Source organism: Collimonas sp. OK412, from assembly GCF_900112135.1.
Classification (GTDB): domain Bacteria; phylum Pseudomonadota; class Gammaproteobacteria; order Burkholderiales; family Burkholderiaceae_D; genus Collimonas; species Collimonas rhizosphaerae.
The window spans coordinates 1-24930 of the sequence record NZ_FOLC01000042.1; the positions used below are offsets into that span (position 1 = coordinate 1).

The 24930-nt window shown below is 56.7% G+C and carries 26 protein-coding genes; 16 read left to right on the forward strand and 10 right to left on the reverse strand.

Annotated elements, in window-relative coordinates; translation table 11 throughout:
• The 3 genes from BM062_RS24015 to BM062_RS24025 form a co-directional block, all read left to right on the forward strand.
• Nucleotides 1-344 (forward strand): ExbD/TolR family protein (locus BM062_RS24015; RefSeq protein ID WP_139220183.1); only part of this gene is annotated, 344 nt, incomplete at its 5' end.
• Nucleotides 345-464: 120 nt separating this feature from the next.
• Nucleotides 465-1328, forward strand: a complete 864-nt coding sequence (locus BM062_RS24020) for a GNAT family N-acetyltransferase (RefSeq protein WP_092402087.1) — start codon at nt 465-467, stop codon at nt 1326-1328.
• Between the two features lie 48 nt (nt 1329-1376).
• Nucleotides 1377-2129 (forward strand): M14 family metallopeptidase, encoded by a 753-nt coding sequence (locus tag BM062_RS24025; protein ID WP_092402019.1) that lies wholly within the window; start codon nt 1377-1379, stop codon nt 2127-2129.
• A 128-nt stretch (nt 2130-2257) separates the two neighbouring features.
• On the opposite strand, the gene BM062_RS24030 is transcribed toward BM062_RS24025, so the two are convergent.
• The gene (locus tag BM062_RS24030) at nt 2258-3484 is read right to left on the reverse strand and encodes an acetyltransferase domain-containing protein (protein ID WP_092402022.1); all 1227 of its coding nucleotides are present in this window, start codon (nt 3482-3484) and stop codon (nt 2258-2260) included.
• Nucleotides 3485-3993: 509 nt separating this feature from the next.
• On the opposite strand from BM062_RS24030, the gene BM062_RS24035 reads away from it, so the two are divergent.
• From BM062_RS24035 to BM062_RS24060, 6 genes are all read left to right on the forward strand, one after another.
• On the forward strand, nt 3994-6090 hold the full coding sequence (locus BM062_RS24035; protein WP_092402024.1) for a TonB-dependent siderophore receptor: 2097 nt from the start codon (nt 3994-3996) through the stop codon (nt 6088-6090).
• Nucleotides 6091-6205: 115 nt separating this feature from the next.
• Nucleotides 6206-6949 (forward strand): HupE/UreJ family protein, encoded by a 744-nt coding sequence (locus BM062_RS24040; RefSeq protein WP_092402027.1) that lies wholly within the window; start codon nt 6206-6208, stop codon nt 6947-6949.
• A complete protein-coding gene (locus tag BM062_RS24045; protein WP_092402030.1) occupies nt 6946-7530 on the forward strand; it encodes a hypothetical protein in 585 nt (194 codons plus the stop codon). Before BM062_RS24040 ends, BM062_RS24045 begins: the two co-directional genes overlap by 4 nt.
• Nucleotides 7531-7585: 55 nt before the next feature.
• Nucleotides 7586-8329: a DUF4198 domain-containing protein gene (locus BM062_RS24050; RefSeq protein ID WP_092402033.1), complete on the forward strand. Its 744-nt coding sequence runs from the start codon at nt 7586-7588 to the stop codon at nt 8327-8329.
• Nucleotides 8330-8426: 97 nt separating this feature from the next.
• The gene (locus BM062_RS24055) at nt 8427-8804 is read left to right on the forward strand and encodes a hypothetical protein (RefSeq protein ID WP_092402036.1); all 378 of its coding nucleotides are present in this window, start codon (nt 8427-8429) and stop codon (nt 8802-8804) included.
• 163 nt (nt 8805-8967) lie between these two features.
• Nucleotides 8968-9675 (forward strand): hypothetical protein, encoded by a 708-nt coding sequence (locus BM062_RS24060; protein WP_139220184.1) that lies wholly within the window; start codon nt 8968-8970, stop codon nt 9673-9675.
• A gap of 8 nt (nt 9676-9683) precedes the next feature.
• On the opposite strand, the gene BM062_RS26290 is transcribed toward BM062_RS24060, so the two are convergent.
• The 6 genes from BM062_RS26290 to BM062_RS24090 all read right to left on the reverse strand — a co-directional run bounded on the left by BM062_RS26290 (nt 9684) and on the right by BM062_RS24090 (nt 15143).
• Complete coding sequence (locus BM062_RS26290) at nt 9684-11705, reverse strand: PepSY domain-containing protein (protein WP_092402042.1); 2022 nt, start codon at nt 11703-11705, stop codon at nt 9684-9686.
• A 359-nt stretch (nt 11706-12064) separates the two neighbouring features.
• Nucleotides 12065-12295, reverse strand: coding sequence for an RNA-binding S4 domain-containing protein (locus tag BM062_RS24070; protein WP_061539267.1), 231 nt, complete (start codon nt 12293-12295; stop codon nt 12065-12067).
• A 26-nt stretch (nt 12296-12321) separates the two neighbouring features.
• Nucleotides 12322-12609: a hypothetical protein gene (locus BM062_RS24075; protein WP_092402045.1), complete on the reverse strand. Its 288-nt coding sequence runs from the start codon at nt 12607-12609 to the stop codon at nt 12322-12324.
• A 19-nt stretch (nt 12610-12628) separates the two neighbouring features.
• The gene (locus tag BM062_RS24080; RefSeq protein WP_092402048.1) at nt 12629-13012 is read right to left on the reverse strand and encodes an MAPEG family protein; all 384 of its coding nucleotides are present in this window, start codon (nt 13010-13012) and stop codon (nt 12629-12631) included.
• 35 nt (nt 13013-13047) lie between these two features.
• Nucleotides 13048-13935, reverse strand: coding sequence for a KPN_02809 family neutral zinc metallopeptidase (locus BM062_RS24085; protein WP_092402052.1), 888 nt, complete (start codon nt 13933-13935; stop codon nt 13048-13050).
• Nucleotides 13936-14024: 89 nt separating this feature from the next.
• Complete coding sequence (locus BM062_RS24090) at nt 14025-15143, reverse strand: SDR family oxidoreductase (protein ID WP_092402055.1); 1119 nt, start codon at nt 15141-15143, stop codon at nt 14025-14027.
• Between the two features lie 496 nt (nt 15144-15639).
• Between BM062_RS24090 and BM062_RS24095 the strand changes: the two genes are divergently transcribed.
• The 4 genes from BM062_RS24095 to BM062_RS24110 all read left to right on the forward strand — a co-directional run bounded on the left by BM062_RS24095 (nt 15640) and on the right by BM062_RS24110 (nt 19770).
• Nucleotides 15640-18129 (forward strand): acyl-CoA dehydrogenase, encoded by a 2490-nt coding sequence (locus BM062_RS24095; protein ID WP_092402058.1) that lies wholly within the window; start codon nt 15640-15642, stop codon nt 18127-18129.
• A 42-nt stretch (nt 18130-18171) separates the two neighbouring features.
• Nucleotides 18172-18708 (forward strand): spermidine N1-acetyltransferase, encoded by a 537-nt coding sequence (speG, locus tag BM062_RS24100; RefSeq protein WP_092402061.1) that lies wholly within the window; start codon nt 18172-18174, stop codon nt 18706-18708.
• Between the two features lie 98 nt (nt 18709-18806).
• Nucleotides 18807-19376, forward strand: coding sequence for a PadR family transcriptional regulator (locus tag BM062_RS24105; RefSeq protein WP_092402064.1), 570 nt, complete (start codon nt 18807-18809; stop codon nt 19374-19376).
• A 58-nt stretch (nt 19377-19434) separates the two neighbouring features.
• Entirely contained in the window at nt 19435-19770 is a 336-nt protein-coding gene (locus tag BM062_RS24110) for a DUF3861 domain-containing protein (protein ID WP_092402067.1), read from the forward strand.
• Between the two features lie 133 nt (nt 19771-19903).
• Here BM062_RS24110 and sbcB read toward each other — a convergent pair whose 3' ends face one another.
• Nucleotides 19904-21337: an exodeoxyribonuclease I gene (gene sbcB, locus BM062_RS24115; RefSeq protein WP_092402070.1), complete on the reverse strand. Its 1434-nt coding sequence runs from the start codon at nt 21335-21337 to the stop codon at nt 19904-19906.
• A gap of 255 nt (nt 21338-21592) precedes the next feature.
• Here sbcB and BM062_RS24120 point away from each other — a divergent pair, with 255 nt between their 5' ends.
• Complete coding sequence (locus BM062_RS24120; protein ID WP_139220185.1) at nt 21593-21835, forward strand: DUF3563 family protein; 243 nt, start codon at nt 21593-21595, stop codon at nt 21833-21835.
• Between the two features lie 210 nt (nt 21836-22045).
• Here the strand turns inward: BM062_RS24120 and BM062_RS24125 are convergent, their stop codons facing one another.
• A complete protein-coding gene (locus tag BM062_RS24125) occupies nt 22046-22348 on the reverse strand; it encodes an antibiotic biosynthesis monooxygenase family protein (RefSeq protein ID WP_092402076.1) in 303 nt (100 codons plus the stop codon).
• 130 nt (nt 22349-22478) lie between these two features.
• Between BM062_RS24125 and BM062_RS24130 the strand changes: the two genes are divergently transcribed.
• Nucleotides 22479-22997 (forward strand): DUF1269 domain-containing protein, encoded by a 519-nt coding sequence (locus tag BM062_RS24130; RefSeq protein ID WP_092402079.1) that lies wholly within the window; start codon nt 22479-22481, stop codon nt 22995-22997.
• Nucleotides 22998-23230: 233 nt separating this feature from the next.
• Nucleotides 23231-24529, forward strand: a complete 1299-nt coding sequence (locus BM062_RS24135; protein ID WP_092402081.1) for a solute carrier family 23 protein — start codon at nt 23231-23233, stop codon at nt 24527-24529.
• A 121-nt stretch (nt 24530-24650) separates the two neighbouring features.
• Here BM062_RS24135 and BM062_RS26065 read toward each other — a convergent pair.
• The coding region (locus tag BM062_RS26065) for a transposase (RefSeq protein WP_254785100.1) at nt 24651-24930 on the reverse strand (280 nt) is incomplete at its 5' end.

The window sequence follows — 24930 nt, forward strand, 5'->3', positions numbered from 1 at the left end:
TGGTGCTGATCATCATGCTGATCATCACGATCCCGATCCAGAATCACGCGATCAAGCTGAACATGCCGACCGGTAATCCGCCGCCGCCATTGGCCTTGCCGGTGGTCGACACGGTGGACATCGATCCGACAGGAACCGTGATGTGGAACGGTGTGCCGATGGCGAACCGCGCGGAACTGGAAGACCGCTTGAAGACGGTGGTCGCGGGCGGCAATATCGATGAAGTGCACCTGCGGCCGAACAAGCTGGTGGAGTACAAGTCGGTGGCCGCCGTGATGGCGTCGGCGCAGCGGCTGGGCGTCACCAAGATCGGCATCGTCGGCAATGAGCAATACCTTGAATAAGGTCCCTGATTCGATATAAAAATTTGAAGCAAAGAACAGATTTACCGAACGAAATATTTCTTTACAAGGCAACCCTCTCTACATCACTCGAAATCAAGTCCGAAATTGCAGGAGTACTCAGTGAAAAAGCACATCGCCAATAGCAATGTCAGATACCGCCGGTTTACCGCAGAAGATGCGGCGGCTGCACATGAGTTGTCGCTGGCGGCCGGCTGGCCGCATCGGTTGGCCGACTGGCAATTTGTCCAACGACTCGGCACCGGCTTTGTGGCGGAAAGTAAAGACGGTGTAATCGGCACGGCGATGTGCTGGGGGCATGGCCAGGAATATGCCTCTCTCGGCATGGTGATTGTGCCGCCGGACTGCCAAGGCCAGCTCATAAGGCGACAATTGCTATCCCATGTGCTGACGGAAATCGGCGACCGTACTATCCTGCTCAGCTCCTCGCCGCAATGTCGGCCACTTTACGAACAGCTTGGATTTACCTCATTTGGTGAGGTTCGCCAGCATCAAGGGACAGTGATTCAATCGCAGGTCGCACTGTCCGTTCCGGGCGACAGAATCCGTCCAATCGGCGCCAGCGACAAGATCAAGATTGCGGCCCTCAGCAGCCGCGCCGCAGGCATGCCGCGCGGTACCGTGATGGCGGCGCTGCTGGAATCGGCGGAGGGTGGGGTCATCATCGAGAGTTATGAGCAGATGGTCGGTTGCGCTGTATTGCGCCGTTTCGGTCAAGGTTATGCGATCGGGCCGGTGATTGCTCCAGATATTGCTCGCGCCAAAGCCTTGATCAGCCATTGGGCGGGTTCGCACGCCGGCGCTTTCATGCGCATCGATGTCGCGCTGGCCGGTGATATGAGTCCATGGCTGAGCGGGGTTGGATTGATGCCGGTGCGTGACGTCGTCACAATGGCAAGGGGGGAGCCGCCGCTACTTGATAAAAATTTGCATCAGTACGCCATGATCAACCAGGCGCTTGGCTGATGCAAGCGCGATTCCGAATCGGTCATTTATCCCAAAAGTTGATTCGACATGATTGCCATTCCAAATCACCTCAACGATTATCCGATCGAAATCGATCTTCCCGATATCCGGCGCTATGCCAGAGGCAACACTGGAATCCCTTATGTATATTCGTTCGATACCCGCTTGCCGGGCCCGCATACCATGATCAATGCCCTTGCCGGCGGCAATCAAATCTGCGGCGCGATTGCGGTGAAGGCGTTGCTGGATCTGGATGTGCGGCCACGGTGCGGCCGGCTCACGTTAGCGTTCGCCAATATCGACGCCTATCTGCGCTTCGATCGCGCAAATCCTTATGCGTCGAAATATGTCGATCAGGATTTTGGTCGCTTGTGGGATCCGTGCATGCTCGACGATACAGCGATCGATTCGATCGAATTGCGACGCGCGCGCCAAATGCGCCCGATCATCGACACTGTTGATTTTTTGCTGGACTTGCGTTCCACGGATGAGCGCGGTGCGCCGTTAAATGTCTGCGGTCCGCATGACAAAGACATTGCCTTGGCCAGACAGCTCAGGTCGTCATCCCGCATTGTCAGCGCTGCAGGAGATATGGCCGATCGGCGCCTGCGCGATTATGGCGAATTTGGCGCTCCAGACAACAGCAAAGTCGCCTTGCAGATCCAGTGCGGCCAGCATTGGGAGTCATTTTCTGTTCTGGTGGCGAAGGACAGCGTAGCGCGCTTTCTACTGGCAACCGGCACACTCGATATTAGCGATTTTTCATTCCGATGGTTTTCTTGCCTGCCGGCGGCGATGTAACTGGCACGGATTCCCCCGTCCAATGATGACATCTCGATTCTTGCCTGCGTTCCTTATCTGAATTCTCAGCTGCAAAAAAAATCGTTCCCGGTTTCAGCGGGAACGATTCATATCACGGCGGCGCCTACCTAGAAGTAGCGCACCCATTTCTGTGTCGATACCCGTTTGAATCGGGCAAATGCGCGGCAGGGAAAATACAGCAGAGGCATCAATGCAAAGGCTGTCGGCCATACTATCCAGTAATGATCGACGCCAAAGCGCGCGCCATGGTTTGCGCCGAAAATGGCGACCAGAAGATGCTGCAGGATCAATAATACGTACAGGTGCAGCAAATAGTAAAACATCGGCGCGCCGCCAAAAGTTGCACATACGCGAGTGAACCAGTTATCGATGGCTTCGAACCAGGCCAGCGATATTAATCCAGTGCCCAGAGTGAGCAGCAGGAACGATAGCGATGGCGGATATTTGGTGAAGTTCAACCACGACATGAGCGTATGCACAAAATCCTCGCCCTGCACCCAGGGCAGCGATTCTCCATAAATATTGAAGCCGCGCAGCAGTCCCAGCAGCGCCAGGCAGATAATGCCGACGATTACCAGCAGTCGCCTGCGGCTGGCTGCTGCCACGGTTTGCGCATACAGCGGGCCGGCGACATAACCCAGCAGGATCACGCCAATCCACGGCAGCAAGGGATAGGTGACCTTGATTTTGACAGCACCGTCGGCCACCAGATAGCCGCGATGCAGCAGCAGCGTCCACAGGTAGTAACCGACGCTGCCGGGATCGAAGCTCAGCGAGGTTAACAGATTGTGGCCGAACACTATGGCCAAGCCAATAGAAGCGAGCAGCCAGCGCGGCTGCCGATGCAGTAAGGCAAGCACGATCATGGCCAGTCCGATAACCCAGATCACCTGCAGGTAGATGGTCGATGGCGGGAATTCGCCGGACCATGCAAACGTGACCAGAGTCCATTCAAGAACTACCAGCAGCAATCCGCGCTTGACCAGGAAACCCGTGGCGGAACGCGGCGTTCCGGACGACGGGTTGGCATATAGCCACGCAGACAGTCCGGTAAGAAATACAAACATCGGCGCGCAGAAGTGCGCAGCAAGACGCATGAAGAACATGGCGGGTTCGGTGGTGTTGACGTCCATCGGGTCGCTGACTTGCATATGCAGATAAATTGTCTCGCGCACGTGGTCGAACAGCATGATCAACATCACCAGGCCACGAAGAACATCGATTACGGCTATCCGCGAGCGTGATGCAGCGGCCGATTTTGCAGATGAGTGTGTAGTGTATGTGCTGGCGCCGTATGACAGCGGGACTTTCGGATTGACCGTCGGATTCGTCATGGTGTTGGCCTGGTTTGGTTGGAGGGGTTGCAGATAGCAAGAAGTGCTCGATTATTCTAAATCCCGCCTATGAATTATTCTGCTTTCTTTGAATGGAAAGCAGGCTTTTCTCTTTGAAAATATGCAGTGATATAGCATTTTCTATCGTGCCTGCTTGCAGGCCGTTGGGAAACTTATTGCTGCAATGGCGTGTGCGCATATTGTGTCGGCGTCATTTGGAAAAAATAAATCAGTAGTGAAGTCGAAACGGTGAAACCGCTAAGGAAATCGCACTTTCTTGGGGAGATTCACAAGAATCTGCACAGTTTCAACGCATGCGCGCTCATCTCGGCACGGCATGCTGATTCGGTCGGGCAAAACAGATATTTCTGTTCTGTGACATGCCGAAAACAAGATAACTGCGTAATTTCGACATGCTGTAATCAATACCAGAAGACGATGTTTTTGCGAACCGCGGTCCCGCAGGGAATCGGACTTCCACACGATATCTATTCCAACAGGGAGTTTTCATGCACGCCTCGCCACGTTTTCATCTCGCACTTTTTCTTGCGGCTACCTATCCGCTTGCAGCCTCTGCCGCTGACACCGATAGTTCTCCGGAAGTGGTCGTCGTCGGCCAAAAGCAACCGTATCGCAGCATCTCCGCTACCGGTGCGACCAAGACCGATACGCTCTTGATGGATTTGCCGCAGAGTGCACGCGTATTGACTGCCGACCTGTTGCAGGATGTCGGCGTCGTCAAATTTTCCGATGCCTTGGACCTGGCCAGCGGCATCGCTCGTCAAAGCAATCTGGGTGGTCTGTGGGACAGTTATGCCATGCGCGGATTCACCGGCGATCCGAATTTCGGCTCCGATTTCCTGGTGAATGGTTTTAATTCCAGCCGCGGCTACAACGGCCAGCGCGATTCTGCCAATACGAACACCGTCGAGATATTGAAAGGTCCTGCTTCCGCGCTGTATGGTCGCGGCGATCCAGGCGGCACCGTCAATATCACGACCAAGAAACCCTTATTTCAGCCGTCGCAAACCATTGAGCAATCCGTCGGGAACTACAGTACTTACAGAACCGCGGTCGACCTGACCGGTCCTCTCAGTGAAACGGTTGCCTACCGCCTTAACGCCGCCTATCAAAACGGCAACAGTTTTCGCGACACGGAGCATTCAGAGAGTTATGTAATTTCGCCTTCCTTTATCTGGATGATCTCGCCGGATACCACTCTTTCATATGAAATGGAGGCGGTCCAGCAAAGAACGCCGTTTGATCGCGGCGTCCTTGCAGTTAACGGAAGGCTCGGCCTGATTCCCAACTCGCGCTTTCTCGGTGAGCCTGGCGATGGTCCGATAACCATCAAGTCGCTCGGCCACCAATTGTTTGTGCAACATCAATTCAACGATGACTGGTCGCTGCAGAGCGGATTGTCCTATCGCGAAAGTTCGCTTGAGGGATTGTCGACAGAGGCCAGCAAATTGCTTGCCGATGGACGTACCTTATGGCGGCAGCACCGCCTGCGTGATTTCTCGGCCACCGATACCTCTGGCCGCTTGGAATTACTCGGCAAAGTCGCAACCGGACCCGTGGTGAATAATCTGCTGTTTGGCGTCGACGCCTATCGTTTCGACGACGATCGCGTTTTGATGCGCGCCAATCCAACTGCGGCCGCTCCGTATGCGATCGATATTTACAATCCTGTATACGGTCAATCCGTGCCGGCGGCCATGACGCTTAATATCAGCACCAAGGAAAAGCAGCGCGCACATGGCTTGTATGCGCAAGACCAGATCGATATTACCAAGCAATGGAAGGCCTTGATCGGGGTGCGTTACGACAATTACACGCAGACTTTCGATGACCGGCGCTTCTTGCGCAATACCGAGCAATCCGGCAATGCGACCAGCCCGCGCTTCGGTATCGTCTATCAACCGCTCAAGACGCTATCGTTCTATGCCAGCGTATCCAAAGGTTTCCGGCCAAGCAGCGGCACTACATCGGGCGGTCTGCCTTTTGCCCCGGAAAGCAGCCGTTCTTATGAGGTCGGCACAAAGTACGATGCGGCCAACGGCAAACTCAGCAGCACTTTGGCGGTTTACAAGATTCAGAAACAGAATGTGCTGACGGTGGATCCGTTGGATCCCAATTACTCGGTCGCTGCCGGCGAGGTCGAAAGCAGGGGCGTCGAACTCGACGTCTCTGGAGAGATCGTCCGCAACCTGCGTCTTACCGCAGCGTATGCCTACACCGATACCAAAATCACCAAAGACAATTTGTTCAAGGTTGGCAGCGCGTTGCCGGATGTTCCTAAAAACAGCGCCAACCTGCTCCTGGTTCAGGATTTCAAACTTGGCGACGGCGTTGCATCTTTCGGCGGCGGTGCGAACTATGTCGGTGAACGCAACGGTGACGTAGCTGTAAGCAGCAATTTCAAATTGCCGGCCTACACCACCTACAAAATGATCGCCTCTTATAAACCGACCAAAAAGCTGCGTATTTCCTTGAACGTCGACAACCTGTTCAACAAGACTTACTACGCCAGCTCTTACAGCCAGCTCTGGGTTGCTCCCGGGACGGAGCGCACGATCACACTGAAGGCGCAATATAAATTCTAATGACTTGGCTTAAGGCGCTCTGCCGCCCAAGCGCGCAGCGGAGCGCTTGTTCAAGCAGATTGAATGATATCCGACGCAAGTTTTATTGACTGATCATGCACACCGGAGAATTTGCATGCAAGAATTATTAGGTCGAAAGACGCATTGGCTCGGCATCGCCAAATGCGTGTTGATCCCCGCTCTTCTGTTGCTTCTGGCGTTCACCGCATCCCATGCTTTTGCGCATGGGGTGGCGGATGAAGATAAAACCTTTATCGAACAAAACACCGGTATCCACCTGCTGCCATTCATCTATCTCGGCGCCAAGCATATGGTTACCGGTTATGACCATCTGCTGTTCCTGTTCGGCGTCATTTTTTTCCTCTACAGGATGAAGGATGTCGGCACCTACGTCAGCTTGTTTGCCATCGGTCATAGCGTCACCTTGTTGACCGGCGTGCTGACAGGCACCCATGTCAATCCGTATATCGTGGACGCCATCATCGGCTTGTCGGTCGTCTACAAGGCGCTAGACAATCTTGGGGCGTTCAAGCTGGTCCTGGGTTTTCAGCCGAATGCCAAGGCCGCCGTGCTTATTTTCGGCTTCTTTCACGGTTTCGGCCTGGCTACCAAGCTGCAAGAACTGACTCTGTCTCAAGACGGATTGATCCCGAATATCGTCGCTTTCAATGTCGGCGTGGAGATGGGGCAATTGCTGGCTCTCAGCGCCATCATGATTGCGATGGGATTCTGGCGCCGCACCGAAAATTTCCGGCGCCAGGCCTTTTCCGCCAACGTCGTTTTGATGACCGCCGGTTTTATCTTGATTGGCTATCAGCTGACTGGCTATTTCATGAATTCACCAAGGATCCCGACATGACACCTGTCGACAATGCAGCACTACCGACCTTGCCGCAATTGCGTAAGGCAACCGGCATCGCCATCATCGCCGCGGCAGCCACGCTGGTCGCCTTTGTTTTACCTGCCGAGTACGGGATTGATATCACCGGCATCGGCAAGCTTCTGCAGATAAAGAAATTAGGCGCCGATAGCGCGGAGGCACCGCTTAGCCCTGCGCCGCCTGCAACCGCGTCCGCAGGTGCACCTGGAGTGACCTTGGTCAAAAGCCAGATGCCATTTAATGAGAGTGAAATGTCTCTGACATTGCAACCAAATCAAGGCGGCGAGATTAAGGCCTTGATGCGCCAAGGTGAACACTTCGTCTATACGTGGTCTGCCGAAGGCGGCAAAGTCACCGTCGACATGCACGGCGAACGGCCCAATGCCGGCAAGGAATTTACGCGCTATTGGAAAGATAAACAGCAAGCGGGCGACCAGGGATCTTTTGTCGCGCCGTTTGACGGCATACACGGCTGGTTCTGGCGTAATCACAGCGACAAACCGGTCACGATAAAGGTAAAAGTCAGCGGCTTTTTCGAGAAACTTTATGTGCCGTCTTAAACGTCGTTTTTATTGAATTCTTAGCCAACCTGATCAACCAACTTTGAGGGACAAAATGAACAACATCACCAAATTCGTTACGACTGCAGCCTTAGCTGCAAGCTTGCTTGCAAGCGCGGCCACGCATGCGCATGGCATCTGGTTTGCCCAACGCAACAATCAACTGGCGCTGCTGTATGGCATCGGCGCAGACGATCTCGACATGGTCAAGCGTTTCTCCATGGTGAAAAGCATTGCCGGATTCGATGCGACAGGCAAGCCGGTGCCGACGTCATTGATCAAAACCGATCATTTGATCCTGGTCGATACGGAAAACCAGCCGGCGCTGGTGGCAGCGGTTCTCGATAATGGCACATGGAGCAAGACACCTGAAGGCAAATGGCTGAAAAAGGGGAAGGACGAAGTACCCGACGCCGTCGTCAGTGAACAGAACTACAAATATGCGGTGCTTATTCGTGGACAAATGACAGCGCCTTTGCCGCTCTTGCCGGGACAAACGCTGCAGATCTTGCCGGTCGATGCAACGCTGCCAGCACTATTGGGGCAATCGATGAAGCTGCGCGTCATGTATCAAGGCAAGCCGGTGGCAGGCGCGCGCGTATTGCATGACTGGATCAACGATCCTGACAGCGAGCAGCTAAAAACATCTGCGGACGGCACTGTGACGATCAAAGTCAGAAATCAAGGACTGAATGTCGTCGTCGCCATTTTCAATTCGCCGCCGGAAGATCCAAAGAAGACGAATACGGTGGAACACCTGGCGTCGCTTTCGTTTGTGTTGCCGCACGCCCCCGAATAATGAACAGTCCGGGCCGGCAGTTTTACTGCCGGCCTGTCCGGTATCGGGCTTTCGGCGCTCCCCGTCCAAGGGCGCCGCTTTATGCAAAGGTAACTCCATGAAGAAGATTGCAATTTCATTATTGTTGGGCGCCATGTCCATGACATTCAACGCAGCACATGCTCACGGCAACACAAAACCGGAACATGGCGGCTTGATTCAGATCGATGGCGACATGTCGCTGGAGCTGGTTCAGGGCAAAGACGGAGCCGAGTTGTACGTCGTGGACGACGACGACGAACTGCCGAGCGCCGATCTGAGCGGAAAGCTGACCATCACCAGCAAAGGAGCCAAATCGGAAGCCTTGCTCAAGCCCGCCGGCGGCAACAAATTTGAGGCTAGGGGAGTCAGAATCCCAGCGGGTTCGAAGGTGGTCGCGATGGTGGTTTTAAAAGACAAGACCACAAAAGTCAGCGCCAGCTTCACGACTAAATAATCGCGCTCCATTCACTGCAGCGCTGCTGTGCCAGCCTGGTAACGCTCGGATAAATCTGCGGCGTTATCGGTTTTCTGCCAAATGCACAAAATGCGGCTGGCGCTTTTAAGCATGAATTTCCCATTTTTTCGGGTTGGCCGGTTCGGCCGGCCATGCTATCTCTATGAAGAAAATCCTGGCCAGCGGCGCATTGCTGGCATCTGGCGTTGTTGCGTCGCCGAATGCCATGGCATCGGGAGCGCTGAATGTAGACGATGCCGCCATCGTCGAGCCGCATGCCTGCCAGCTTGAATCCTGGCTGCGTTTCAACCGGGATCGCACTGAACGCTGGTTCATGCCGGCTTGCAACGCGACCGGGAATCTTGAAATTGCCGCTGGGGGCGCTGTGCAGAGAGACATTCAAGGTCCATACATGGCGCATGCGCAGATCCAGCTTAAAACCATCTTGAAAAAGCTGCAAACCAATGACGTCGGGATTGGCTTGATTGCAGGAGCGGATAGAGAAACGGAGGCGGGTGGCAGAGAGAATGTTTTGCACTCTTACGCCAAGATTCCGGTCACCCTATCGCTATCCGACGATGTGTTTTTACTGCACGTCAATCTAGGCGCCATTTATTCGAACACGCAGCATGCTGCACGCTTGACTTGGGGCATGGGAATGGAAAAAATGCTGTCCCGCCGCGTCACGTCGATCGCTGAAATTTATGGCGAGGACAAAGGAAAACCGTCGTATCAAGCGGGGTTGCGCACTGTGCTGATACCTGATCGGGTTGAGTTGAGTACTACTTTCGGCAATGTAATCGGAAGTGCGCGCGCAGGGCAATTTATCGCGATTGCCATTCGTTTTAGTCTTCCCGGCTTGTTGCCGTAGATTGTCGGCTACAGATCCAGTACCAGCATGGTGCTCTTAGCGCGAGAACAGCAGGGCAGCAACAGATCGTTCTTCATCCTGTCTTCTTCGTTCAGGTAGCTATCTCGATGATCCGGTTCGCCATTCAGTACTCGGGTCAGGCAAGTGCCGCATACGCCTTGTTCGCAACTGGTTGGTATCGAGACGCCTGCTTCGGACAACGCGGCAACAATGGATTTGTCTTTAGTGATGCGATAGATCCTTCCGGTACTAGCCAGCTTGACGTCGAACTCGACATTGTGGTCTGGATTGCCGATTTCACTCGCAAAATATTCGCGGTGCAGCCGCTCGTTGCTCCAGCCATTCTTCTTCGCCGTGTCTATTACTGCATCCATGAATCCGACCGGGCCGCAGACATAGAGATGTGTCACCGCATCCGGACCGGCGAGTAACGCCTGCAGGTCGAGGCGTGGGGACGATGCGCCTTCGCTGAAGTGAAATGTCACGCGTTGTGCATATATTGACGATTTGATTCGATTAAGAAACCCGGCGTGTAGCAATGAACGGCTGCAGTAATGCATGCTGAAATCGGCCTCTATGCTGGCAAGCTGTTCTGCCATGGACAGGATAGGAGTCACGCCGATGCCGCCGGCAATCAATAGCGATCGCTTGGCGGCAGGCACAAGAGGAAAATGGTTTCTTGGCATCCCGACTTCCAATGCTGAACCTTCTTCAAGATCGTCATGCATGGCTTGCGACCCGCCCCGCGAATCCGATGTACGGAGCACGCCGATCTGGTAGCGATATCGCTCTCGCGGGTCGTTGCACAGGGAATATTGCCGTACCAGGCCGGTGCGCAGATAGACGTCGATGTGTGAACCGGGGCTGAAGCGAGGCAGTTTTTTCCCTGCGGGATCGACCAGTTCGAAGCTACAGATTCCTTTTGCTTCGATTGTCTTTTTACGAATGTGCAATAACAGTCTTTTTTTGGCCGGACGTTTTGATTCCCTGCGCAGATAACTGCCTATGCCGGTATAGGCGAGCACTGGTATGGATAGCGCACCGGCTAACAGCAGCAGTTGGCCGAACAGGCCGCCTACCCAGCCATAGTGGATGGATAAGGCCCAAAGATAGATTTTTTCTCCAAGGCTGTTTTTTGCGTAAGGGATAAAACGCAGTACCTTCCCGGTGCAGGAATCCAATTCCAGATAGGAAAATGCCTGGGCATGTGGTGCGTCGCTGCCGACCAGCCTGATGTCAATTGCATCGTCAGATTTCTCGGAGAACCGGATTTGCGCTTGCCGGACCTGCGGCATCACGGATTGCGCGTGCTGCCAAACTGCTTCTGCCGACAAGCGTCGGACGCCGGCTGGCGCCGCCGATTGCGACGTTGGCGCAGGTAATTGCGACCCCGTGAGCAGGTAGATACTGTGCCGGCACCACTCAAAAGCTTGAGGCAAGCCAGTGAGCGCGCTGGTCAAAAGAATCAGGCTGGCATATAGCGCCGTGCTCTGGTGAAGATGCCGCGGAAAGGTGCGGCCGACGGATTTGCGGCTGCTGCGCGGCCTGCCGGACCACCAGGCCATGAGGCCGCCCAGGATAAGCATGACCGTAAACGCAAGGGTGATAGTGCCGGCAATCAGGTGGCCGTTTTTCACAAAGTGGAAACTGTGTAACAGCGCTAGCGTACCGAACAGACCGCCGTAACGATTATCTTGCCCAAGCACCGCGCCGGAACACGGATTTATGTTCACCCATTTGTCATCGCTAAAGCGGATGCGCGCAGCCGCATTCGTATCTGGGTAAAGTCGTATATAAGTGAGCGCGCCGCCATTCGGATTGGCCGTACGTGCATTGGAAATCAGGGTATCAAGCGGCAAATTCGCATGGCAAGCCGCTATTGCGAACTGATCGCGATTGATGACAGGATCGAGCTGAGGACGGAAAATCATGCCGGCGCCCGTGACTGCAATCATGACCATGACCACACCGAGAATCAAGCCGGTCCAACGATGGAATTGAAGAACACGGTGGCGAAAAGGAGGGGGCATGCTTCAGGAATGACGCTGCTTACGTTGGAAGAACAACCTTTTTTTATCAGTGGAAGTCGATCAGACAAGCTGCGTAATGTGGCGGATTCAGCAAGTTATCAGCATCGTCAACTATGGTATTGATTACACCATGTAGAAGATCTGCAGATATCTTGTTTTGCCTTTACCACAAAACAGAAACGATGGTTTTAAGTGTCCCAGTCAGCATAGCCTGCCAGAACACTTTGTTTCACTGCCTGAATCAGGCGTTGCCCGCCTGCGCGGCGTAGCGCCAAACTTGGCAGTCTTCGGCAAAGCCGGGGCGGTTCAGTGAAGGACGGACTACTTATCAAGCTGCGTCGAATTGATTGGGTGATCAATCAGCCGGCGCTGCGCCGAGGCAGCACATAGATCAGCAGATCGCCGATGGTGACTTTTTGGCCGGCCTGGATCTTGCAGGTTTTGCGCAGCTCGATCTTGCCGTCGACGGCCACCACGCCGCTGGCGACCAGCGCCTTGCCGGCGCCGCCGCTGTCGCACACGCCGGTCAGCTTGAGCAGTTGATTGAGTTCGACGTAGTCGCTATTGAGGCGTAGTTCCAGTTGTTGCATGGTATTCCGATGTAGATGAATGAATGTCAGGCGCTGGCAGTGCGCTCTAGCGCCAGCTGCGCCTGGTCGAGCCAGACGTGCAAATGGTCCAGCAAATCCTGCTGGCTGAACGAACAGCTTTCTTCGCTGAAAAGGCTGCCGGCTTCCAGCCGTCCGAGAAAATTTTCCGCGACTTCCGCAAAACGCGGCGGCAATGCTGACAGCAGCGCGGTTTGCGCGCGCCAGGCTTGGCACAGGGCGGCGACGGTGCTGCCGTTGTTTTGCGTGGCGCCTAAGGCCGTGCGCAAGAGTTGGATCGTGTCTTGATGCTGCATGGTGTCACTGTCTATCTGTTTAATGCGTCAGCCCGGCCAGCACGAACAGGCCGATCGCGGCCAGGAATGCAAGGGTCCACACGGCCGAGCGCATGCTGGGGCGGTCCGCCAGGTACAGGACGGTATAAACGATGCGGGCGGCGATAAATACCAGCGCCAGCAAATTCACCATGTTCTGCGTCGCGTGCACTTGCTGCGCAATGATCACGCCGGCGGCGAAAAACGGGAAAGCCTCGAAATGATTGCGATGGGCATAATCGGCGCGGCGCCGCAGTCCGGACTGTTGCTCCAGCCAGGCGCGCGGTTCGGCATTGTCAAAATCGGGACGGCCGCGCTTGGCGAGCGCGACCGTAAACAGCGGCATCAGTCCGGCAATCAATACGCACCAGTAAGCAATCGTCATGGAATTCCCGTGGTCTGGTTATGGGTTGGCTGCGGTTAAAGCGCTTTGACTTCAAACGTGTTGCAGGACTTGACTTCGCCGCTGCTGACGCCTTGCTTGAACCAGTGCACCCGCTGCGCCGAAGTGCCATGGGTGAAAGAGTCCGGCACGACATATCCCTGTTCCTGTTTTTGCAGGGCGTCGTCGCCGATCGCGGTAGCTGCGTTCAAGGCCCCTTCGACATCACCTTGCTCCAGGATGCTGCGCGCCTGGTTGGCGTGGAAGGCCCAGACCCCGGCCAGGCAGTCGGCTTGCAGTTCAAGCCGCACCGACATGGCGTTCGCCTGTGCTTTCGACATCTGGCGTTCGGCGCTGTTGACCTTGTCCATGATGCCCATCAGGTTTTGCACATGGTGTCCGACTTCATGGGCGATCACGTAAGCCTGGGCAAATTCGCCGGATACATGGAAGCGCTGCTGCATCAGCTGATAAAAGCTGAGGTCGATGTATACCTTGCGGTCGCCGGGGCAATAGAAGGGGCCGGAAGCGGTCTGGCCGGTGCCGCAGGCGGTTTGCGTGGCGCCGGAAAACAGCACCAGCTTCGGCGGCGGATAAGTCTTGCCGTTGGCGCGGAAAATCTGGGTCCAGACGTCTTCAGTGTCGGCCAGCACCGTGCGCACGAATTTGGTCTGGCGATCTTCAGGCTGCGCGCTGCGATTGGGATTTGGGGCTTGCTGCGACTGCGGCTGGCTGACCGGTCCGCCGCTGAGCAGGCTCAGTACGGTGGTCGGGCTGATGCCGAAGAAATACGAGGCCACCAGCGCGATGGCGATCGTGCCAAGGCCAATGGAACGGCCGCCGCCGAAACCGCCTCCTCCGCCTCCACCACCATCGCTGCGGCGATCTTCGACGTTGTCACTTTCCCGATTGCCTTCCCATTTCATGGCTGCTTCCCCCGTTGACTTTAGTAGGCAATTCTAACGGAACAGCCACAGATATAGACGTAAAACTACTGTGAGATATTGTAAAAAATCTACTTGAAATCCCATTTCATCTGTTCGGCAATCGGGATGTGTTTTGCCGATTCGACGCAGAGCGCGATGTAATCGGTAAACCGCGGGGCAGGACGGATTCCTTCGGCCAGCAGGTTTTCATTATCAAATACATAATTCAGGCCGGCGAAAGCGCCATACAGCTTGAGCGCGCGCAGCAGCAGGCGGTCATTGCATTCCGGCACGCATTCGCGCATGCGCGGCAACAGGGTCGGGATGGCGTCCGGCGTGATCTGCTTGTAAGTGGCGCCTATCGGTTCGATGCCGCGCGCCGCCGCCAGCGCCAGGTCGATTTCGCGGAACGATACGCACGAGCCGAGGCCGGCCGAGATATGGAATACGTTGTGGGTCAGCGTTTCTTTCTGGGCCAGGTCGATGATGGCCTGGGCGCACCAGTCGACCGGCACCACGTCGACTTTTTCGTCGAGCGAGGTGGTCAGCGCGCCCAGCAGCTGCCAGACCATGAAGACCCAGAAAATGCTTTGCGAAGGGGCGCAGCCCAGCACGGTATGGCCGACGATGATCGATGGCCTGACATACACCACCGGCAGGTCGGGGTAGATGTCGCGCAATTTCTTTTCACCCATTGCCTTGGAGCGCGTGTAGGCCACCAGGTGCTCGTCGCCGAGCGGCAGGTCGATCTGTTCTTTCACCACGGCATTGATGCCGGCGCCTTCGCCGCAAGCCATGGCGGTGCCGATATACATGAAGCGCTTCAAGGCTGGCCGTCGGTGCATCAGCTTGCCGAGCGCCAGAGTGCCGTCGACATTGATTGTTTCGAGCAAGGGGTGGTTCGAGAAAGTCGCCAGGGCGGCTGAATGGATGACCACCGAAACCCGGTCCAGGCGCGGGTCGCCGCTGATCTTGTCGAGCTCCGACAAATCGCAGCAGAGGATTTGTTCAACCCCGATCTGCGCCACGTCGGCCGCGCTCGCACCCAGCAGCAGCAGGTTTTCGATAACCCTGGCATGCGCCGCAGCCGGGGTTTCCGCTCTTGCCAGCAGCAATAGATTCTTGCCTAGGCCACGATGAATTGCCTCAACTGCGTTGGCGCCACCTAAGAAGCCGGTCGCGCCGGTCATCAACATTAAATTATTCATGAAAGGCGTGTGCTCTTGTAACTTTTCTGATAGAGATTGATGGTTGCGCCTGCTGGCTGATTACACGCTGGCTACTGGGTATTTATGGTGTAGGGAGTTAATTGCGACGCCTGGTGGTTTTAGATTTTCTCATAAGGCGGCACAAGTTTACATACCATGTAACGCGCGATTCTATAGTAAGGTTGACAAACGGATACAAAGATTTACAAAGAGTAGCATGTTGCCGGCTATCCATTGTTTTTTGGTTGCCTTTGGGCAATTGCAAAAAAAGGCTAAGTGAATGTTTTTTAACATTTAAATTTGCTTTTCGTGAACTTTCATCAAGCAAACAGTGACCAAAGGTTAAAGAATTATCGGGTGCTGTCGTCAGGTACGGCATTTGTCTGGCGCGCCCGTTCCACATTCAATCCTGTCCTATCTTCATGGCCGCGCCCCGTTTTGCGCCTGGGCATGTTCAAGATTTGCCGCACGATGAACCGCCAAATTGGGAGTCAACATGTTCTACTGGATCGCAGCGTTGCTGGTCGGCGCCATGGCATTAATGCAGTTGCGCGCGAGCGCCTGGATCTGGCTGCTGGCCATCCTGCTCTGGATAGGCGGCGGTTTCCGGTTTGCCGGGATCGGCGCGCTGGCAGCGGTACTGCTGTTGCTGCTCATGGTGATCCCCACCTTGATCGTGGCTATCAAGCCTCTACGATACACCTTGCTCAGCCGCCCGATACTGCAGATATTCCAGCGCATCCTGCCGCGCATGTCGGAGACCGAGCGCGATGCCATCGAAGCCGGCACCACCTGGTGGGACGCCGAGCTGTTTTCCGGTAAACCGGCCTGGGACAAGCTGCTGCAGCTGCCGGCGCCGAAACTGACGATTGAAGAGCAGGATTTTTTCGACAACGAAGTCGAGCAGCTGTGCGGCCTGGTCAGCGACTGGGAAAGCACCGAGATCTGGCAGGACCTGTCGCCGCAAGCCTGGCAGTTCGTCAAGGAGAAAGGGTTCCTCGGCATGATCATTCCCAAGCGGTATGGCGGCAAGGAGTTCTCGGCCTACATGCACTCGCAGGTGATCATGAAGTTGTCGTCGCACTGTTCGGCGGCGGCGATTTCAGTGATGGTGCCGAATTCGCTCGGTCCGGCAGAACTGCTGCTGCAGTACGGCACCGAAGTGCAAAAGGATTATTTCCTGCCGCGCCTGGCCGCCGGCGAGGAGATCCCGTGTTTTGCCTTGACGAGCCCTTACGCCGGTTCTGATGCGGCGGCGATCCCGGATATCGGCGTGGTCTGCGTAGGCAGCTACGATGGCCAGGAAATGCTGGGTTTCCGCATTACCTGGGACAAGCGCTACATCACGCTGGGGCCGGTGGCGACGGTGCTGGGCCTGGCGTTCCGGGTGCATGATCCAGACCATTTGCTGGCAGCCGACGGCAGCACCGACCTCGGCATCACCTGCGCGCTGATTCCAACCAGCCATCCCGGCGTGGTGACCGGCCGCCGCCATTGGCCCTTGAATGCGGTATTCCAGAACGGCCCGACTTCCGGCAAGGATGTGTTCATCCCGCTCGACTGGGTGATCGGCGGCCGCGACATGATCGGCAAGGGCTGGCGCATGCTGATGGAATGCCTGGCTGCCGGCCGCGCGATCTCCTTGCCGTCCTCGACTGTCGGCTTTTCCAAGCTGGCGGTGCGCGGCACCAGCGCTTATGTAGCGATGCGCCATCAGTTCAAGATCCCGATCGGCAAGTTCGAAGGCGTACACGAGATGCTGGCGCGCATGGGCGGCAACCTGTATCTGATGGACGCGGTGCGCAGGCTGTCGGCGCTGGCGGTGGACGCCGGCGAAAAACCTTCCGTGATTTCGGCCATCTCGAAATACCATGTGACCGAGCGTGGCCGGGTGCTGGTCAACGCCGGCATGGATGTGCTGGGCGGCAAGGGCATCTGCATGGGCCCGAATAATTTCCTGGCGCGCAGCTACCAGCAGATGCCGATTGCGATTACGGTCGAAGGCGCGAATATCCTGACGCGCTGCCTGATCATTTTCGGGCAAGGGGCGATCCGCTGCCATCCTTATGTGCTGAAGGAAATGGCGGCTGCCGGCGAGGCAGACCAGGGCAAGGCGCTGGCTGATTTCGACCAGGCGTTCTTCGCCCACATCAGTTTTGTTTGCGCCAATTTTTCACGCACCCTGCTGGCAGGCCTGACCAGCGGCAGCCTGCCCGGCGCGCCGAGCGCTGCGCCGGTGGAGCTGCGCCATTTCTACCGCGCGGTCAACCGCATGTCGGCCGCATTCGCGCTGCTGAGCGATATGTCGATGTTTGTCATCGGCGGTTCCCTGAAATTCCGCGAACGGATTTCCGGCCGCCTGGGCGACATCCTGTCGCAGCTGTACCTGGTGTCGAGCGTGCTCAAGCGTTACGAGGACGACGGCCGCCCGCAGGAAGATTTGCCCTACGTGCATTGGGCGATACAGGATTCCCTGCACCAGGCGCAGGAGGCATACCTGGGCGTGCTGGATAATTTCCCGAACCGTGCGCTGGCCATCTTGCTGCGTTTCATCGCCTTTCCTTTCGGACGGCCTTACAAGCTGCCGTCGGATGCGCTGGACAGCACGGTCGCCCGCATCATGCAAACCGACAGCGACAGCCGCGACCGCCTGACCGCCGGCATGCACATGCCGAGCACCGGACAATCGCCGCATGCTTTTGGCGAGCTGGCGTTCCAGCTGATCCCGCAGGTGAATGCGATCGAAGCGCGCCTCAAGCCGGCAATCCAGGCCGGCACGCTGCCGCCTCTGCCGCAAAGCCTGATCGAGATGCTGCACTGGATAACGGCGGCTGCCGCCAGCGGCGATATCACGGAAGCGGAGCAGCAGGTCTTGCACGATTTCGCGCACTGCGGCGATATCAGCGTCCAGGTGGACGATTTCCCGCAAGATTTCAACTTGCTGGAATCGGCGCAGACGCGCCTGCAAGCGCTGCGCCAGCCTTGAGCACCAATCATGGAATTTGCAACACGATAAGAAAGAAAACCGATGACTACCCTAGTGCAACCGGGCCTGAAACTGCGGCCCCTGGAGCGTAACGACCTGCATTTTGTGCATCAGCTCGACAATAACAGCCACATCATGCGTTATTGGTTCGAGGAGCCGTATGAAGCTTATGTCGAACTGGTGCAGCTGTACGACCAGCACGTCCATGACCAGAGCGAGCGGCGTTTCATCCTGGAAAGCGACAACGGCGAAATGGTGGGGCTGGTGGAGCTGGTCGAGATTACCCATATCCACCGGCGCGCCGAATTCCAGATCATCGTCGCCCCCGGCGCGCAAGGCAAGGGTTATGCCGAGCGCGCCACCCGGCTGGCGATTGAATATGCCTTCTGCGTGCTCAACCTGTACAAGCTTTACCTGTATGTCGACAAGGAAAACCACAAAGCCATCCATATTTACCAAAAGTGCGGATTCGGACTGGAAAGCGAGTTGAAAAGCGAGTTTTTCATCAATGGCGTGTATCGCGACGCGATCCGCATGTGCATGTTCCAGCCGGAATACCTGGCCAAGCGCGGGCGTTGAAGATTTCTTGCAACGCGCCTCTGGGCATCAAAACGTCCTTGACTTAGCTGTTTCTAAGATATATCTTAGTATCTCATTCAATGAGATAAGGAAGAAACATGTTTGGACATAGAAGAGGCTGCGACCACAGCCGCATGCATCAAGGTCATGAAAGGCAACATCGGGGCGGCGGCCTGTTTGAACGGGGCGGGCGGCGTGAAGGCGGACGCGGCGGACGGATGTTTGAGCAAGGCAGCCTGCGCCTGGTGATCCTCAAGCTGTTGCAAGAAAAGCCACGCCACGGCTACGAAGTCATCAAGGCCATCGAAGAACTGGTCGGCGGCGACTACAGCCCGAGCCCGGGCGTGATCTACCCGACTTTGACGCTGCTGGAAGAGCTGGGCTATACGGCGATCGAAGCAGAAACCGGCGGCAAAAAGCTGTACCGGATCACGGCGGAAGGCAGTGCGTTCCTGGCTGAAAACGGAGAAGCCCTGGCCTTGGCGCTACAGCGCCTGGAAACCGCGCAGCGCGCATCGGGCAGTTCGGCGCCGGAGCTGCGGCGGGCGATCCAGAATTTTCGGATGGCATTGCATACGCGGCTGGAAAAGGGTGAGCTTAGCCAGGACCAGATCCACGCCATCGTCGACGCCATCGACCTGGCAGCCGTGAAGATCGAACGCATCTGAAGCAAGGCGTTATCGCCATATCAGGCAACCGCAAGTCGTTTGGAAAGAAGGAGCAGTTATGCGTGAACACCGCTACCGCATCACCCTGGAGCACCTGGCAACGCCAAAACAAGGCGAGCCGACCCATGCCGCCATCGGTTTTGAAACCGGCAACCACGACGATCTGTTTACGATCGTCGACAAGGTGCGCAGCAAGAACCAGTTTGACGCCGATGCTGCAGCTTCGCTGGCGCTGGGCTTGAAGCTGTTTACCGAAGTGATGCTGAAAAATCGCAGCCATCCGCTATTCGCAGATATCAATCAGCCCATGCGCGATTTCATCCAGAAACTGAAGGCGCTGCCGCAAGCGGATGCGCAAACGCTGCCAGCGCTGGCGCCGGAAACACAGGATTAACAAGGAAACCGGGCGGGACGCCGCGCCGGTTATTTGAATGCAAGTACGCGGGCCCCGGATGATTTTCGTATGACCGAAAATCATCCGGGGCCCGCTTTGTGTTTACTGCCTCGCTGCAGCCGGCGGCAGGGTGTTATTCGCGAGCCGGCGCAATCATCTCGGCATAGTCATACAGCGCGCCAAGAATTTCTTCGCCGCGCTCGTCCGCCGATTCCGACAGCTTGTCTATCTCTTCAAACAGCATCTCGACCGTGCGCGCCTTGCCTTCGCCGTCGAACAGGCGCGCCACCCGGTGTTCTTCCCAGCGCTGCCGGTCTTCCGCGGCCAGCGTCTCAGGGAAATTCCGGGCCCGGTAGCGGAACGCCAGTTCTTCCAGGCGCTGGTCGTCGAAGCTGATGCGGGCGGCTGCCAGTTTTTGCGGCGGCAGGGCGCGCAATTCATTCAGCTTGCGGCGATCGTTATTGCCGACGAAACCGCCGTACAGGTCTTCATCGACATCGCTGGCCGGCTCATCGGGACGCTGGAACACCTGGCGCCATAAGCCGCTGAGGTCGGGAGCCCGCGCCGCGATCTCGGCATGGCGCAGCGCCAGCGGGATATCGGTGCCCCAGCGCGCCGCCATGTCGGCCGACAGCGTTTGCAATTTATTGATCACCATCGGCGATTTGTTCAGGTGCACCGATTTCAAGGGCAGGCGGGTTACGCCTTCGGGCAGGTCGGCAGCCTTGCTGAACAGCCGGGTGCGCACGGTATCCGCATCCAGGGAAAACAGTTCGCTTGGATCGAACGCCAGGTCCCAGGCCAGGATTTCATTTTTGTTGGTGGGATGCACGCCGAGCGGCCACATGACGGCCAGGCAGCCGTGTTCGGCCGGGAACATGCCGGAAATATGCAGGAACGGCCGCGGCGTCGGCAAACCGATTTCAGCGCCGGCGCGGTCTTTCTTGTGCAGGGCCAGGCAGAAATCGAATAGCCGTGGCTGGTGTTGCCGTATCAGCCTTGCCAGGCCGATGGTGGCCCGCACGTCGGACAGCGCATCGTGCGCGGCTTCATGGCTGAGGCCGTTGGCGGCGGTCAGGTGTTCCAGGCGGAAACTCGGCCGTCCCTCATCGTTCACCGGCCATTGGATGCCCTCGGGGCGCAAGGCGTAGGCGGTGCGCACCACATCCAGGATGTCCCAGCGGCCGCACTGGTTCTGCCATTCGCGCGCATAGGGATCGATCAGGTTGCGCCAGAACAGGAAACGCGTGACCTCGTCGTCGAAGCGGATCGTGTTGTAGCCGACGCCGATTGTGCCGGGTTCGGAAAACGCTTTCTCGATCTGGGCCGCGAACTGGTATTCGGGAACGCCGCGCTCCAGGCATTGCTGCGGCGTGATGCCGGTGATCAGGCAGGACTGCGGGTCCGGCAAGAAGTCATTTGCTGGTTGGCAATACAGCATGAGCGGTTCGCCGATTTCGTTCAGTTCGGCGTCCGTGCGGATTGCCGCGAATTGGGCCGGGCGGTCACGCCGCGGCTGGACGCCGAAAGTTTCGTAGTCGTGCCAGAGGAAGGTATGCGTGGACATGGAGGGCTAAATGCTTGAGGGAGGTGCAGCAGTTTACAGGCATCTTTCCATGCCTGTATAGCAGTTTTACAACGCTTTAGGCCAAATCGTAAGCCCAGCCAAAATAGGGCTTTTAGCCCCTTAAATTCACAAAACTGATAACTGCTATTGGCAATCGAAATTGGATAATTGATGGGGAAACGCTATTCTGGTTGTGCGACGCAACAATTGGCTTGCGGTGAACGCAAAACGAAAGAGGAATACATCATGTCTACAATGACTATCAGCAACAGTTCTAGCATCTCCCGTCCAGCTGCTTCGGCCCAAGCCCAAGCTGCCGGCGTCCTGGCCAGCATCGCTGCATTTTTCAAGCGCGTCGGCACTGCCTACGAGCGTTCGGAAGCGGCACGCAAGGAAGCTTACCTGGCAGAAGCCGTCGACCTGTATGACCTGGAATACCGCATGCAACGCCTGGACCGTGAAAGCGCCCAGACTGCAGCATGGATCAAGGGTTTCTAAGCATCACGTCGGGTATTACGGCAGCGCGATGCCGGCAGTAAGCAAGCTGCAAGTGTTTGCGGCAAGAAGTAGTTTCAGTACCCTGCAGTAGTTCGTCTTTATCGCTGCGTAGCAGTCGGGCATCCCGCCGGCATTGGCCGTCAGACCGGGTTGCCCTGCTGCTCACACAGTGCATGCCTTGTCACATCTCCCAGCTACGAATTCAGTGCTTCAGTGCGATTCCGTCAACAGCGTGAAATGCTCGACGGTGGGCGCCACGGCAAAAAACGGCCCGACCAGCGCGCGCCATTCGGCAAAGGCCGGCGATTCGCGGAAATCCACGGTATGGTTTTCCAGCGTCTGCCAGGAAATCGTCAGCACATAGCGTTCCGGCGATTCAATTCCCTTGTGTATCTTGAAACCGGCAAATCCTTTGGCTTTGCTGATGACTTGTTCGATTCCGCGCTGGATCGCGGCGTCGAATTCCTGTTGTTTACCGGGCTGGATGCGGATATCGGCTAATTCGAGAATCATGGTGGTTCCATCGTTTTGGTTGGCGGGACGGGAATTGTCGCATTTTTAGACAAACCAGGCGGCAATCAACCTTTGTGGATTCCCCTCCCATTGACTATGCTGAGTGTATACACAGTCATAGGAGGCCATCATGTTGGGTAGACAACGACTATATTTCATGTTGCCGGACGTTTCCAGCGCACGCAGCACGCTAGACGAGCTGCTGCTGGCCAGGGTGGGGATTCGGCACATTCACTTCTGGGCTGCGGACGGCACACTGCCGGCCGATATGCCTGAGGCCAATGTGTTTCATAAAACCGACCTTGCCAACGGCGCCGAGATCGGTTTGCTGGCCGGCGGCGTGATAGGTCTGCTGCTGGGCATGTGGCTAGTGTATTTCCCGCCGGAGTGGGTGCACCTGAACTGGCTGGCGCTGGTGGCGCTGACCTTGGCCGGCGCGGTGCTCGGCAGCTGGATGTCGGGGATGGCTGCTGCGGCGCTGCCTAATTCCCGCCTGAAGGCGTTCCATGCCGGGATCGACGAGGGCAAGATCCTGCTCTTGATCGACGTGCCGTTCAAACGGGTGCCGGCGATTGAGGAGTTGATTGAAAAGCGTCACCCGGAAGCCGCTTTCTCTGGAGTGGAAAAGCATCTTCCTGTCTTCCCGTAGTAAATGCATCGGACTAGCGACAAAAAAACACCGGCCATCGCGCCGGTGTTTTTTTATGCAAATCGCAAGACATTTCTTTCCTGATCTCGATTGTTATTTTGCGGCGGGCTTCGTACACTAGCTTGCGGTAAAAAAAACAAAATCAATCATACGTTTTACGCTGCCGGTTGCGCCTGGCTTACGCCTCATGCGGCGCCGGCAGGCAGGTAAATCGACATACAGAGAGGAAATTCATGGCGGCTTCTTATTTTCCCAAATGGCGCCTGCGCGCCAGCATGGCGGACGGGCAGGGCCAGGTCATCGCTGCCGACGAACGCTTGCCATGGCCGCAGACTTTCGCCATGGGGGTGCAGCACGTTGTCGCGATGTTCGGTTCGACCGTGCTGGCGCCGCTGCTCATGGGTTTCGATCCGAACCTGGCGATTTTCATGTCCGGCATCGGCACCTTGCTGTTCTTCGTGCTGGTCGGCGGCCGGGTGCCGAGTTATCTCGGCTCCAGCTTTTCTTTCATCGGCCTGGTGATTGCCGTCAGCGCCTATGGCGGCCATGGCCTCAATCCCAACCTCGGCGTAGCGCTGGGCGGCATCATTGCCTGCGGCGTGCTGTACGCGCTGATCGGCCTGCTGGTGATGGCGATCGGCACGCGCTGGATCGAGACCCTGATGCCGCCGGTGGTGACCGGTGCGGTCGTTGCGGTGATCGGGCTCAACCTGGCGCCGATTGCGGTAAAGGGCGTCAGCGGCAACAACTTCGACGCCTGGATGGCGCTGGGGACGGTGCTGTGCGTGGGCGGCGTCGCCGTGTTTGCGCGCGGCATGCTGCAGCGGCTGCTGATACTGGTCGGCCTGATGCTGGCGTATGTGATTTATGCGTTGCTGACCAACGGCGCGGGTCTTGGCAAGCCGATTGATTTTGGCATCGTTGCGCAAGCTGCGTGGTTCGGCATCCCGCATTTCTCCGCACCGGTATTCAAGGCCGACGCCATGGCTTTGCTGGCGCCGATCGCGATTATCCTGGTGGCGGAAAACCTTGGCCATATCAAGGCGGTGGCTGCCATGACCGGGCAAAACCTGGACAAATACATGGGCCGCGCTTTCGTCGGCGACGGCTTGGCGACGATCGTCTCCGGCAGCGTCGGCGGCACCGGCGTCACCACTTACGCGGAAAACATCGGCGTGATGGCGGTCACCAAGATCTATTCGACGCTGGTGTTCGTGGTGGCGGCTTGCCTGGCCATCATCCTGGGCTTTTCGCCGAAATTTGGCGCCGTGATCCAGACCATTCCGGGTGCGGTGCTGGGTGGCGTGTCGATCGTGGTGTTCGGTTTGATCGCTGTGTCAGGGGCGCGTATCTGGGTCGAGAACAAGGTTGATTTCTCTAACAACCGCAACCTGATTGTGGCGGCCGTGACCCTGGTGCTGGGAGCCGGCGACTTTACCTTGAAGCTCGGCCAGTTCTCCCTGGGCGGCATCGGCACCGCGACTTTCGGCGCGATCATCTTGCATGCCTTGCTGCGCGAAAAGAAATCATGAGCCGGAATTGAATGACCTGTGAATCATGAAAAAAGCTGCGCATTGCGCAGCTTCAGGTTGCTGACGAACCCACCATTTTTTGGTGGGTTTTATTTTTTGTGGGTCGAATTAAGGCGTGGGCTTAAAAAACAGGCGATCGGCAGAAGAAAGCGTCATGCAAGAGGAAATGGCGCATCAAGGCGTATGTGCGGTCGAAATGGACGTTTAAAGAAGCTAAAAGCCGCGCCAGCAGCAGCGCGATCTTCTTCATATTCTGGCAAGCAGCCCCCAGCAGACATTGCTCGGCAAGCTTGCGCAAGCCACGCATCTTTGCGTAGCGATGACCATGCAATTGCTTGGCGTCGGCGAAGCTGCGTTCCACCGTTTCCTTGCGTCGCGCGTAAATACGCTTGCCCCATTCG